The sequence below is a fragment of the Sinomonas mesophila genome (genome assembly GCF_001999765.1).
In the GTDB taxonomy this organism is placed as follows: Bacteria; Actinomycetota; Actinomycetes; order Actinomycetales; family Micrococcaceae; genus Sinomonas; species Sinomonas mesophila.
The window spans coordinates 109,924-122,228 of record NZ_KV908326.1; the positions used below are offsets into that span (position 1 = coordinate 109,924).

Below are 12,305 nucleotides of genomic sequence, written 5' to 3' on the forward strand. Positions count from 1 at the left end.
GGGTCCGCTGGCTCAGGCCCCGAGGAGCGTGAGCAGCACCGCCTCGGGGCGGCACGCGATGCGCACCGGCGCGAAGCGCGACGTTCCGATCCCCCCCGAGACGTTGAGGGGGACGGTGCGCCCGGAATTCTCCCAGTCGGTCAGGCCCTTGGCCCGCCATGTCGGGAGGTCGCAGTTGGACACGAGCGCCCCATAGCCCGGGATGCAGAGCTGCCCGCCGTGGGTGTGGCCCGCGAGGATGAGCTGCGCGCCCGCGTCGGCGAAGTGGTCGAGCACCCTCTGGTAGGGCGCGTGGATGACGGCGACCTTGAGGTGGGGCTTCTCGTCGTGGCCCGACGCGCCGCGCGGCCACTCGGCGTAGCGCTCGCGGCCCAGATGGGGATCATCCACGCCGGAGAAATCAAGGCGCACCCCGTTGAGCGGCACCGACTGGGACCGGTTGGTCAGGTTGATCCAGCCGGCCTCGCCGAAGCCCGCGAAGAGGGCCGGCCAGTCGAGGGCGATCTTCCTCGGCAGCGGCGTGCGCGACGAGGGGCCCACGAGATAGCTCGCGGGGTTCCGCAGGGTCGGGGCGTAGTAGTCGTTCGAGCCCGGGACGAACACGCCGGGGAAGCGCAGGAGCGGACGGAGCGCGGTGAGGAGCGGCGGCACGGCCCCGGTGTGGCTCAGGTTGTCGCCCGTGTTGACCACGAGGTCCGGCTCGAGGTCGGCGAGCCCAGCGAGCCAGCGGGCCTTGGCGGCCTGGCCCGGGACGAAGTGGATGTCGCTCAGGTGCAGGACGCGCAGGGGCCGCGAGCCGGCGGGCAGGACACGCAGCGTCTCCTCGCGGAGCGTGAACTGGTCCTTCTCCCACCACCCGTATGCCGCGGCCGCGAGTCCCGCGCTCAGTCCCATCCCGGCCAGGAGAGCGGTGCGCCGCGCCCCGGTGCCGAGCGCGGCCGAGACGCGGGCCGCCGTCGTGCGTCCCCCGGTCGCCGCCACGCCGCTAGCCGTTGCCGTTGCCGTTGCCGCGGCCGGGACTCGTGGCCGCGGGCTGGCTCGGCGCCTGGGAGGGCTGCGGCGTCGGGGTCTGGCCCGACGGCGAGGGGCTGGCGGGCGCCGTGTTCTGGGGCTGGGCTCCCTGGGTCATGGACTGCGGCGGGGCCTCGAACGGGTCAACCCTGTAGAGGCGCGCGACTTGGGCCATGTAGTCGGCCCACTGCGGGCCGGCGATGAGGGCGCCGTCGACGACCTTGTAGAACTTGCCGTTGATGTTCACGTTGCGGCCCAGGCGAGCTCCCGGGTCCTGGAGGGCCTCGCCGAAGAACGACGCCGTGACGAGGCCCGTCGTGTAGCCCAGGAGCCAGGTCTGGCTGTTGAAGTTGTTCGTGCCGGTCTTGGCGGCCGCCGGCACGCCGGGCTTGAGCTGGTAGCCCGAGCCGCGCACCAGCACGTCCTGGAGCGTGAAGTTGACGCCCTTGGCGACATCCGGCTTGATGACGTTCTGCTGGCAGCTCGGAGCCTGGCCGCCGATCTTCTGGCCCTTGATGTCCGTGACCTCGGTGACCGCCATCGGGCTGCAGTAGGTGCCGTTGCTCGCGAAGACCGCGAACGCGCTGGCCATCGACATCGGGGAGACGTTGTACGGGCCGAGGAGGCTGGAGAGCGTAGACATGTCCAGCTTGTCCTTGCCCTCGCCGTTGTGCAGCTGGACGGCGTCGACGATGCGCTGGATGTCGCAGAAGTCGTTCAGCCCGGCTGCCGTGGCGTAGGTCGCCGTGTTGATCGAGTTGTAGAGGCCGTAGTTGATCGGCATCGCCCGGTAGTAGCCCTCGTCGTTGTTCTGCAGCGTCGGGGCGGCGCCGAGGCCCTCCTCCCCGCTGTTGAATGCGCCGGTGACGCGGTTGCACGTGGTCCTCCACGCGTAGTTGAGCGGGTAGACGCGCCGGGAGGCGTCGATGGTCTGGGTCGCGGACTTGCCCTCGGTGAGCCATGCGGCGAACGTGAACGGCTTCATCGTCGAGCCGGGCTGGAAGCCGCCCGCGCCGCCGAGCTCGTTGCCGTTGGAGTCCTTGCGGTCGACGTTGAAGTTGTACGTCGTCGTGAAGTTCGAGCCCTGGCCCGGGAGCATCCGCGAGTTCTGTGCCATGGCGAGGACCTTGCCCGTGCCCGGCTCGATCGTCAGGAGCGAGCCGCCCCACTTGTCCGGGTTCTCGCCGGCCGTCGCGTCCACGCGGGCCTGGGCCGGGCCCTGGAGGCGCGGGTCGAGGGTCGTCTTGATCGTCAGGCCGCCGCGGAAGACCTTCTTCTCGCGCTCGTCCGCCGTGGGCCCGTAGGCCGGGTCGTTGAGGATCGTGTGCAGCACGTAGTCGCAGAAGTACTGGGCCTGCTGGGCGTAGGCGCAGCCCTGCTTCGGCGGGCTGAGCTTGAGCTCGATCGGGGTCGCGATCGCCTCATCGTGCTGCTGCTGGTTGATCTTGCCGTGCATCAGCATCGCGTCGATGACGAGGTTGCGGCGCGCGAGCGCGTTGTCCGGGTTGATCTCCGGGTTGTAGAGCGTCGGGCTGTTCACGAGGCCCGCGAGGAGCGCCGCCTGCGGGATCGAGAGGTCCTTCGCGTCCACGGAGAAGAAGTACTGGCTCGCGGCCTGGATGCCGTAGGCGTTGCGGTTGAAGAAGACGATGTTGAGATAGCCCTCGAGGATCTCGTCCTTCGAGTACTGCTTCTCGAGCGCGATGGCGAGCTTCATCTCGCGCAGCTTGTCGCCGACGCCCTTCTGACCGTTGAGCACGACGTCGCTGTCCTTGCCCTGGGCGATGAGGGCCTCGTTGATGACATTTGTGACGTATTGCTGCGTCAGGGTCGAGGCGCCCTGCCGGTTGCCGCTGAGGTTCGCCGCGACGGCACGGAGGATGCCCGTCGTGTCGACGCCTCCGTGCTCGTAGAACCGCGAATCCTCGATCGCGATGATGGCGTCCTTCATGTTCTGCGACATCGCGTCGAGCGGGACGTGGGTGCGGTTCTCCGCGAAGAGCGTCGCGATCTCCGAGCCGTCCGCTGCGAGGACCCTTGTCACCTGCCCGGGACTGTCCACCGTGAGCTCCCCGGGGAGGCTCTCGAAGAACTGCACAGAGCCGTTGGCAGCGCTTCCCGTGACGGCCGCGGCGGGCACCATGAGGCCCGCCACGAGCACCCCGCAGATCGCGCTCACGCCGAGGAAGGCGAGGATTTTGCCGAGGGTTGTGGCCGTGTCGAAGACAGGGTTCTTGCCAGACGCCATGTGTAGGAGTCTAACGGGAGGGGCTAGTCTGGCCTCATGACCGCCTGGGAATACGCCACCGTGCCCCTCATCGTCCATGCCACCAAGCAGATCCTCGACCAGTGGGGCGAGGACGGCTGGGAGCTCGTCCAGGTGGTCCCCGGCCCCGGCGGCAACGGCATGGTCGCCTACCTGAAGAAGGAGAAGCAGGCGTGACCGATCCCACAGTCCAGACGGCCAAGACCACTGCCGCGAAGGAGCCCGAGGTGACGAGCGCCGTCGAGCGCCGCCTCGCGGACCTCGGCCTGGCCCTGCCCGAGGTCGCCACCCCGGTCGCGGCGTACGTCCCCGCCGTCGTCACCGGATCGACCGTCTACACGTCCGGCCAGCTCCCGTTCGTCTCGGGCCAGCTCCCCGCCACCGGGAAGGTCGGCGCCGAGGTGAGCGCCGAGGACGCGAAGACGTACGCCGAGCTGTGCATCATCAACGCGCTCGCCGCGGTCAAGGCGCAGATCGGCGATCTCGACCGCATCACGAGGATCGTCAAGGTCGTGGGCTTCGTCGCCTCCGATCCGTCGTTCACGGGGCAGCCCGGCGTCGTCAACGGCGCGTCCGAGCTGCTCGGCAAGGTCTTCGGCGAGGCGGGCACCCACGCACGCTCCGCCGTCGGCGTCGCGGTGCTGCCGCTCGACGCCCCGGTCGAGGTGGAGCTGATTGCCGACTTCGCTTAGGCGGCGCTTCGTCCTGCCCAAGCGCCTGCAGGGCGCGGCCCGCAGCTGGCTCTCCGACGAGGAGCGGACGCCGCGGTCGCCGCGCCCTGCGTCTTCGGTTGCCCTCATCCGTGATTCGGCGGACGGCACCGAGACGTGGCTCGCCTACCGACCCGGGGACTCGCCGCTCGGCCTTGTCGCGTTCCCCGGCGGGTCCGCCGAGAACACCGATGAGGACAGCTTCGACTGGTACGGACCCTCCGTCGGGCACTGGGCCGAGCTCCTCGGGACCGCCGACTATTCCATCGCGCGCGTGCATGTCGTGGCGGCCATCCGCGAGCTCTTCGAGGAGACCGGCGTGCTGCTCGCCGGGTCGGACGAGTCCACCGTGGTGGAGGGCACCGGGACCGCTGACTGGGTCCGCGCCCGTGAGGCCCTCTCCGGGCAGGAGATCGGCTTCGCCGAGCTGCTCGCGAAGCGGGGACTGGGGCTGCGCACCGACCTCCTACGGCCCCTCGTGCACTGGGTGACCCCCGACTTCGCCCACCGCCGCTTCGACACGCGCTACTTCGCCGCGACCCTGCCGGTCGGCCAGACGCCGACCCTCCTCCCCAGCAAGGGCGTGTGGGGCGGGTGGGTGACCGCCGCGAAGGTCATGGCGGAACGGGACACGACCCATCTGGGGGATCGCATCGGCCAGCCGGAGACCCGAGGGCAGGTGCTCCCGGAGCTCCTCGTCCCCGCGACCGAGATCATCCTTGCCAAGATGGCCAAGGCCAAGGGCTGCATCGCCTACCTGAATATCAAGCGCACCACGCACACGTACCAGGCCGAACTCGTCGAGGACGCCGGGCAGCTCTTCCTCGAGGTCGAGGCCCCTGCCGCGGCGCCGCCCACCGAGGCGCTCAGCGTCGTCCCGCCGGGGGCGGGCCCTGCGGACGCGAGGCCCGCGGGCGCGGGACCCACGGATGCGAGGCCCGCGGGCGCGGCGCCCGGCGACTGACGCACCCAGCACAGACTCGAAGGAGCCGGCCCCCGCGGGGCCGGCTCCTTCGTGGTCCGCGCCGTGCTCGGGGCGTTGTGCCCCGGCCGCTCAGCGCGAGCGCTGGCGCAGGCGCTGCATGTCGAGGATGACGACGGCGCGCGCCTCGAGGCGGATCCAGCCGCGCTGGACGAACTCCGCGAGGGCCTTGTTGACGGTCTCGCGAGAGGCGCCGACGAGCTGGGCGAGCTCCTCCTGGGTGAGCTCGTGGGCCACGAGCACACCGTCGGTCGCGGGGCGGCCGAAGCGGTCCGCGAGGTCGAGCAGGGCCTTCGCGACGCGGCCCGGGACGTCGGAGAACACGAGGTCCGAGAGCGAGTCGTTCGTGCGGCGCAGGCGGCGGGCGAGGGCCTGCAGCAGCTGGGCCGAGACCTCGGGGCGGTTGCGCAGCAGCGCGTTGAGGGACTCGTTCTTCAGGCCCGCGAGGCGGGTCTCGGAGACGGCGGTCGCGGTCGCGTTGCGCGGTGCCGGGTCGAAGAGGGCCATCTCACCGAAGAGCTCGCCCGGGCCGAGGATCGCGAGGAGCGACTCGCGGCCGTCGGGCGACGTGCGGCCGAGCTTCACCTTGCCGGAGACGATGAAGTAGAGCTGGTCCCCCTGGTCGCCCTCCCGGAACACCGATGCACCGCGGGAGAGGTCCACCTCCGTGAGCTCGTCCGTCAGCAGGCGGAAGGCGTCGTCGTCGAGCGTTGCGAAGAGGGGCGCGCGGCGCAGTACCTCGATGTCCAAAGCAGTCTCCTAGTTCCGTTCACTTCGTTCAGTTCACCTGCGGTTTGTGCCCCGCACGTGGCTGGCTCCGCCGTCATTGTTTCAGATCCCTCTCCGCTTTGTGACGAACTTGGCAGCCGACACAGGCCGCTTGAGGGCCGATTGGGCTTTTGCACAGCCCGATGGTCCGGGGGGATTGGCGTGCCGAACGGAGCGCGTTGGGGCCAGACCGGCTCACAGAGGAGAGTCAGGAGCCGCGGATAGACTCCGAGGGTGTTGTTCGGTGTGACGTTCCTCGACGTGGTCCTCGTGCTCGTGCTGATTGGATATCTGGCCAACGGCATCCGGGCCGGATTCGTCGTGAGCCTGGCCGGTATCCTGGGCTTCCTCGCCGGGGGAGCGGCCGCGTTCTTTGCGGTGCCGCTCGTGAGCCAGGCCCTCGCCGAGAGCGGCTGGCGGGCGGCCGGCGTCGTCATCACTGCGGTGACCCTCATGGCGGCCGGCAACGCGCTTGGCTCCGCCCTCGGCCACCGCATCCGTCGCGGCATCACGTTCAGGGGGGCCGGCGCCGTCGACCGTGCCCTCGGCGGGGCAGTGAGCCTCGTCGTGACGGCCCTCATCATCTCGATGACCGCATTCACCGTCTCGAGCATCGGCATCCCGTGGGTCTCCCAGCAGATCGCCGACTCGAGGGTCGTGCGGGGCATCGACGACCTGACGCCCGAGGCCGTCAAGGAGCAGGCCGCGGCGCTGCGCGCATTCGCCGTCGGGGACGGCCTGCCCAAGCTCATCGAGGGCATCGGCGGGCCGGTCAATCCGGTCACCGTCCCGGACGAGGCCGCGGACACGCCCGAGCTGCGGGCGGCCTCGGAGTCGGTCCTCCGCATCACGGGCACGGCGTTCCAGTGCGGGCAGAACCAGACGGGCACCGGCTTCGTCGTCGCCCGGGACCGGGTGGTGACCAATGCCCACGTCGTCGCCGGGGTGGGGGAGCCCGTCGTCGAGCTTCAGAGCGGCGGCGCGCGCACGGGCCGCGTCGTGTACTTCGACGCCGTGCACGACCTCGCCGTGCTCTCCGTCGACGGGCTCGACGTGCCCACGCTTCCGCTGACCGCCACGAGCCCTGCGGGGACGAACGCGGCCTTCGCCGGCTACCCCCTCGGCGGGCCGTTCCAGACACGCCCCGCCGTCATCCAGGGCACGACGACGGTCCTCGCCCCGGACATCTACGGCACGAACGAGACGCCCAAGCAGGTCTACCAGCTCTCCGGCAATGTCCAGCAGGGCAATTCGGGCGGACCGCTCCTGACCCTCGGCGGGCAGGTCACGGGGGTGATCTTCGCCAAGAGCGAGTCCACCGAGGGCGTCGGCTACGGGATCACGATGGAGGAGCTTGGGCCGGTCGCCGCCGCGTCGGCGTCCATGACGGCGCCCGTCCAGCCGGGAGTGTGCACGCGGAAGTAGGGCACGCCACGGGCCCGCAGGGCCGCGCGGGGGAGTCCGGGTCAGGCGACCGTGGCCTTGCGCGCCTCGGTGAGGTCAGCGAGGTACTCGACCGCGAAACGGTAGCCGAGGACGCCCGCGCCCGCGATCACCGCCTTGCTGATGTCGCTGAGGTACGAGTGGTGGCGGAAGGGCTCGCGCGCGTGCACGTTCGTGATGTGCACCTCGACGGCGGGGAGCTGGACGGCCGAGATCGCGTCGCGGATCGCGACCGACGTGTGCGTGAATGCGCCAGCGTTGATGACGATGCCGAGCGCAGTCGTGCGGGCCTCGTGGATCGCATCGAGGAGGTCGCCCTCGTGGTTCGACTGGACGCAGTGCACTTCGAGGCCGTGGGCCGCCGCTGCCTCGGCGCAGAGCCGCTCGACGTCGGCGAGGGTGGCCGTTCCGTACTTCTCCGGCTCGCGCGTTCCGAGGAGGTTCAGGTTCGGGCCGTTGACGACCAGGATCATGCCGCGGGGGGTCTCTTCCGTCATGGCCCCCACTCTAGGCCTCCTGCGGACCGGTCTCGCGACCAGACCGGTCCGCGGCTGCAACACCGGTCTGTCCCGGACCTGTCTCGCGGTGGAGCACCTGTGTCGTTTTCGTGGTGGGGGAAGCGTCTGGCGCGTGTTGCTGCCCGGGCACCGCTCATTCTGGAGCGCCGCCGCCCACCTCCATCTGCCTGCACTGTGCTACATCTGCCTGAACTGTGCTGCCGGTTGTCCCTCCACAGCAGCTGGTCACGGCGTGTCGTCCACATGGGCCTCCTTCTGTCTCCCCTAGCGGGCACCGCATCAGGAGAGTGGGCGCATGGATACGAAAGCTTTGGAAGCGCGGCTCGCTGCAGCATGGCCGGAAGGGGAGGTCTGCACGGCCGCATACCTCCGCATGGCCGGGATCGGGGAACGGCAGCTTGCCGCAGCCGTAGCAGCCGGTCTGCTCGTCCGCGTGCGGCGCGGCGCCTATGCGGTTGCCTCGGCCTGGCGGACGCTCGCGCCCTGGGAGCGTCAGCCTCGCAGGCTTGAGGCCCACATCCGGACTGTGAGCGGAGCGGTGTACTCCCATTCCAGCGCCGCCATCCTGCACGGCGGGCGCGTCTGGGAGGCCGGGGAGAACGTCCACGTCACGACGGTCTACAGGAACGGGCAGCGCAACCACGGCACCGACGTGACGGCGCACTGCCACCAGCTGCCCGAGGCCGCGGGCGTCGCGGTCGATTCGCCGTGGGGTCCCGTCACGGCGACGTCGCGCGCCCGAACGGCCGTGGACTGTGCGCGGACGCTGCCGCTCGAGAAGGGCCTGGTCATCGTCGACAGTCTCTTGGCTGACGGTCTGAGCAGGGAAGCTGTCGCTGCCGAACTGGAGGCCGCGACGACGACTCGTGGAATCTCAGTGGCGCGCCGCGTTCTCGCCCTCGCTGACAGCCGTTCCGAGTCCGTGGGGGAAACGCGCCTGCGCCTCCTGATGTCGCTGTTCGGCATCCCGGAGCCCGTCCTCCAGCTCTGGCTCACCACGACCGAGGGCCATCATCGGGTGGACTTCGCCTGGCCCGAGGCGATGCTCATCGTCGAATTCGACGGTGAGGGCAAGTACAGCCAGCAAGGCACGCCGCAGCAGGCTGTGCTCGCAGAACGCCGCCGCGAAGCAGCCTTGATGGAAAGGGGCTGGCGCTTCATCAGGATCCGGTGGAGCGACCTCGAACGGCCGGAGGAGATCCGACGACGCATCATGTCGAAGCTCTCCGGATATGTGGTTCCGGCCCGCCGAACAGCAGCGTGACGTGTGCCGGCTAATCCCATCACGGTGCGAGCGCCCATCATGGTGCGAGCGCGTCGATCAGGTGACCGAGGGCTGCACCGATCTCGTGGGGTTCGGTGAGCATGGCCAGATGATGTGAGCTGCGACTGGTCACATGCCAGCCGGCCCGTTCAGCGTCCTCGGCTTGGGCCGTGTAGGCCAGCCGCAAGTACGCGCTCTGCGACGGGGCAGGGTCTGGAACCGCAGGGGCGGGCTCGTCGAAATAGGCCACGGGGAGCCGCGGGAGCTCTGCGCTGAAGCGGGCCCGCAATCCGGGGTCGGGCAGGAGATGCTCGAGGACGCCCGGTGGGAACCACTCGTTCCACGGCGGCAGGAGGCCGTCCCGCGCGAGGCCGCGCATCTGCCCACGCATATCCTCCGGGACTGTGCTGAACCAGCTGCGGCCGGGGTGGGGCAGAAGCGCATCGACGAAGACCATGCCGACGACCGCCGTCGTTGTCGCGTCCGCGACAGAGGGCAGCAAGGCGCCCGCGCCGCTGTGCCCGACGAGGACAACGCGGCTGTCACCGTTGTGCTTGTCCGGGTCGATCGCGTCCGCGACAGCCGCGGCGAGCCGTGGGTAGTACGGAGCCGGGCCCGCGAACACGTCGGCCAAGGACGGCACCACAGTTTCCTTCCCCTGCAGGCGCAGCACGCTCGCGACCGGCTCCCAGACGGATGCGCCGACCAGTGGGCTGTGCACCAGGACCAGAGCCGGTTCTCCACCCATGGCACGCATTCTTGACCCGCCACGGTTCGGCACTCAAGGGCCAACAGAGGGAGACAGGGAGGTCGCTTGACTCTCACCGAGGAGGGGGCCATGCGCGGAGGAGGGCCACGAGACCGGTCCGGGGCCGCGAGACCGCAAGGAAGGGGACCTGTCTCGCAGCCGAGGACCGGTCTCATACGAGACCGGTCCTCGTGACGCCCTCGCTCCGGGCCGGACCACTCGGCCGGGCGCGGGGGGCCAAGCAGGCTCAGGCCGCGACCCGGACCTCCTCGGCGTAGATGAGCAGCGCGTGCTCCGGTCGCAGGATCGGCAGGGGCAGGCCTACCTCGGCGAGGAACCGGCCCGTGGCCGTCGCGCCGCCGTCCGAGAGCCACGCCGGTGGCGCAATCTGCGTGAAGGTGTCCTTCCAGTCGGCGTCGTCGGGAGTCGGCAGGACGGCGGCCACGCGGTACGTGCGCTCGGGGTCGAGCCCCGGGATGCCTACCCGCCCGGGCATCTCGGCCGCGAACGTGCCCAGGGCGACGGTCGCGAAGAGGCCCTCCCCGCCGTCGTGCGCGACGACGCCGTGCAGGCGCAGGTTCGGCTCCGCCACGTCCGCATTGACCCGCACCCCCGAGTGCAGGAGCCCGCGATGCCGCTTGAACAGCGCGATCGCCCGGCGGAGCGTCTCCCGCTCGGCCTCTGTGGCCTGGCGGATGTCCCATTCCATGCCGAAGTGGCCGAAGAGGGCCGTCGCGGCGCGGAACGAGATGTCGTGCACGCGGCCCGTCGTGTGCGAGTGCGTTGGGCCCACATGCGCGCCGACGAGCTCGGGCGGAAGGACGGCCTGGGTCCAGCGCTGGATCGTCTGCCGCTCGAGGGCGTCGTTGCAGTCCGAGGCCCAGACCCGGTCGGTGCGCTGCAGGATGCCGAGGTCCACGCGTGCCCCGCCCGAGGAGCAGGACTCGATCTCGACGTCCTGGTGGGCCGCCTTGAGGGCGTCGAAGAGCCGGTAGGCGGCGAGCGTCTGCTCGTGCACCGACGGCCGGCCGCCGCTGCCGTGCTCGGCGAGGTCCCGGTTCTGGTCCCACTTGAGGTAGGAGATGCTGTTCTCCGACAGCAGGGTGTCGAGGCGGTCGTAGATGTACTGCCAGGCCTCGGGGTTCGCGAGGTCGAGGATGTGCTGCTGCCGCCACTCGAGCGGCAGGCGCCCACCCTCCTTGTGCGAGGCAGCGGCCGGGCCGACGATCCAGTCAGGGTGCTGCCGGGCCACGTCCGAGTCGAGGTTCACCATCTCCGGCTCGACCCAGAGGCCGAACTCCATTCCGCGGGAGGTCACGGCGTCGATGAGCGGCGTGAGCCCGTCGGGCCACAGGCCCTCATCGACGTACCAGTCGCCGAGGCCCGCGCTGTCGTCGCGGCGCCCGCGGAACCACCCGTCGTCGAGCACGAATCGCTCCACGCCGAGCTCCGCGGCGGACTCCGCGAGCTCGAGGAGCGGCTCGATGCGGTGGTCGAAGTACACGGCCTCCCACGTGTTGAGCACGACCGGGCGCGCCCTGCCCGACCCGCCGGCCTCGCCCTGGGTGCCCACGTGATGCGGCCGCGCGCGGAACCAGTCGTAGAACCGCTCGGTCACGCCGTCGAGGCCGCGGTCCGAGTAGGCCGCGAACAGCACCGGCGTCGTGTACGAGGCACCGGGGGCGAGCAGGACCTCGCCCGGGCCGAGGAGCTCGCACGCGCCGAGCATGCGCCGCCCGTCGGCGAGCGAGTCGAGGTACTGCTCGTGGTTGCCGGACCAGCCGAAGTGCACGGCCCACACGCGGCCCGAACGGTTCGAGAAGCCGGCCGTGCCCGCGGCGACGAGCAGCGACGAGTCGTGCCCCGTGCGGCCGTGCCGGCCCGATCGCACCCACGTGCCCTGGGCGATCGCGTGCCGCTGGGGGTGGTTCTCGCGGCACCAGCGGCCCGTCAGGTCGAGGAGCTCGACGGCGTCGCCCGGCACCGGGAGCACGGCGCCGAGCTCGTCGAGCTGGTACGCGGTCGCGCCCGTGTTGGTCAGCGTGTGCGTCAGTTCGAGCAGCCCGCCGGGGTTCAGGCGCAGGCTCGTCGCGATCTCGAGGCCGGCCTCGTCGTCGCGCTGGCGCACGACGGCGGTGCCCGCCGCCGCGGTCCCCGCGCCCGGCGCGGCGGTCGTCTCCGCCGAGACGACGCGCAGGGCCGGCGAGAAGCCGAAGCCGGGCAGCGCCTGCCCGCCGGCGACGGGGGCCGTGCGGTGGCCGCGCAGGCCCGGCCGGCCGAGCCAGCCCGAGGAGGCCTGCGGGACGAGCCCGGCGACGACCGGGACGTCGAGGGCCGAGTGCGGCACGGGCGGGGCCAGGAGGCCGAGGTCCGGGAGGTCAGCACCCAGGCTGGCGCCCCAGTGGACGATCTGGGCCTCGCCGGAGTCGAAGGCGAGCACGAGGCTCGTGCCGGCTGCCTGGAGGTGCAGAGGGGTCAGGGGGTGCATTGCTGTTCGCTTTCACGTGGTGCGGGCGGGTGGGAGGCGGGGGCCGGTCCCGGCGGGCGGTGCCGCGGGGACCGGCCCCGGCGGGGCGGGCCTACTGGAAGAGGGCG

General features: G+C 71.0%; 11 protein-coding genes. 5 read left to right on the top strand and 6 right to left on the bottom strand.

Annotated features, from left to right (window positions below; all coding sequences use genetic code 11):
• Positions 1 to 12: 12 nt before the first annotated feature.
• Together BV907_RS06920 and BV907_RS06925 are read right to left on the bottom strand one after the other, a co-directional pair.
• A complete protein-coding gene (locus tag BV907_RS06920) occupies positions 13 to 903 on the bottom strand; it encodes a metallophosphoesterase (RefSeq protein WP_245827839.1) in 891 nt (296 codons plus the stop codon).
• A gap of 82 nt (positions 904 to 985) precedes the next feature.
• Entirely contained in the window at positions 986 to 3,259 is a 2,274-nt protein-coding gene (locus BV907_RS06925; protein WP_077488998.1) for a transglycosylase domain-containing protein, read from the bottom strand.
• Positions 3,260 to 3,295: 36 nt separating this feature from the next.
• Between BV907_RS06925 and sp36 the strand changes: the two genes are divergently transcribed.
• The 3 genes from sp36 to BV907_RS06940 are packed head-to-tail and all read left to right on the top strand — an operon-like array spanning position 3,296 to position 4,951.
• Entirely contained in the window at positions 3,296 to 3,454 is a 159-nt protein-coding gene (gene sp36, locus BV907_RS06930) for a Sp36 family protein (protein WP_077488999.1), read from the top strand.
• The gene (locus tag BV907_RS06935; RefSeq protein WP_077489000.1) at positions 3,451 to 3,969 is read left to right on the top strand and encodes a RidA family protein; all 519 of its coding nucleotides are present in this window, start codon (positions 3,451 to 3,453) and stop codon (positions 3,967 to 3,969) included. Before sp36 ends, BV907_RS06935 begins: the two co-directional genes overlap by 4 nt.
• Positions 3,953 to 4,951, top strand: coding sequence for an NUDIX hydrolase (locus tag BV907_RS06940; RefSeq protein ID WP_245827833.1), 999 nt, complete (start codon positions 3,953 to 3,955; stop codon positions 4,949 to 4,951). The genes BV907_RS06935 and BV907_RS06940 overlap by 17 nt, the downstream gene beginning before the upstream one ends.
• Positions 4,952 to 5,041: 90 nt before the next feature.
• Here the strand turns inward: BV907_RS06940 and BV907_RS06945 are convergent, their stop codons facing one another.
• On the bottom strand, positions 5,042 to 5,719 hold the full coding sequence (locus BV907_RS06945) for a Crp/Fnr family transcriptional regulator (protein ID WP_077489001.1): 678 nt from the start codon (positions 5,717 to 5,719) through the stop codon (positions 5,042 to 5,044).
• Positions 5,720 to 5,974: 255 nt separating this feature from the next.
• On the opposite strand from BV907_RS06945, the gene BV907_RS06950 reads away from it, so the two are divergent.
• The gene (locus tag BV907_RS06950; RefSeq protein ID WP_077489002.1) at positions 5,975 to 7,162 is read left to right on the top strand and encodes a MarP family serine protease; all 1,188 of its coding nucleotides are present in this window, start codon (positions 5,975 to 5,977) and stop codon (positions 7,160 to 7,162) included.
• A gap of 41 nt (positions 7,163 to 7,203) precedes the next feature.
• Here BV907_RS06950 and aroQ read toward each other — a convergent pair whose 3' ends face one another.
• Positions 7,204 to 7,677 carry a type II 3-dehydroquinate dehydratase gene (gene aroQ / locus BV907_RS06955; protein ID WP_077489101.1) on the bottom strand — a complete coding sequence of 158 codons (474 nt, stop codon included), beginning with the start codon at positions 7,675 to 7,677 and terminating at the stop codon, positions 7,204 to 7,206.
• A 394-nt stretch (positions 7,678 to 8,071) separates the two neighbouring features.
• On the opposite strand from aroQ, the gene BV907_RS06960 reads away from it, so the two are divergent.
• The gene (locus BV907_RS06960; protein ID WP_139346651.1) at positions 8,072 to 8,962 is read left to right on the top strand and encodes a hypothetical protein; all 891 of its coding nucleotides are present in this window, start codon (positions 8,072 to 8,074) and stop codon (positions 8,960 to 8,962) included.
• A 37-nt stretch (positions 8,963 to 8,999) separates the two neighbouring features.
• On the opposite strand, the gene BV907_RS06965 is transcribed toward BV907_RS06960, so the two are convergent.
• Together BV907_RS06965 and BV907_RS06970 are read right to left on the bottom strand one after the other, a co-directional pair.
• On the bottom strand, positions 9,000 to 9,710 hold the full coding sequence (locus BV907_RS06965) for an alpha/beta fold hydrolase (RefSeq protein WP_077489004.1): 711 nt from the start codon (positions 9,708 to 9,710) through the stop codon (positions 9,000 to 9,002).
• 247 nt (positions 9,711 to 9,957) lie between these two features.
• A complete protein-coding gene (locus BV907_RS06970) occupies positions 9,958 to 12,189 on the bottom strand; it encodes an alpha-galactosidase (RefSeq protein WP_077489102.1) in 2,232 nt (743 codons plus the stop codon).
• Positions 12,190 to 12,305: the final 116 nt, after the last annotated feature.

Coding starts and splice junctions, on each gene's coding strand:
- BV907_RS06965 (WP_077489004.1), bottom strand. CDS start 9,710: ATGGGTGGAGAACCGGCTCTGGTCCTGGTGCACAGCCCACTGGTCGGC.
- sp36 (WP_077488999.1), top strand. CDS start 3,296: ATGACCGCCTGGGAATACGCCACCGTGCCCCTCATCGTCCATGCCACC.
- BV907_RS06960 (WP_139346651.1), top strand. CDS start 8,072: ATGGCCGGGATCGGGGAACGGCAGCTTGCCGCAGCCGTAGCAGCCGGT.
- aroQ (WP_077489101.1), bottom strand. CDS start 7,677: ATGACGGAAGAGACCCCCCGCGGCATGATCCTGGTCGTCAACGGCCCG.
- BV907_RS06925 (WP_077488998.1), bottom strand. CDS start 3,259: ATGGCGTCTGGCAAGAACCCTGTCTTCGACACGGCCACAACCCTCGGC.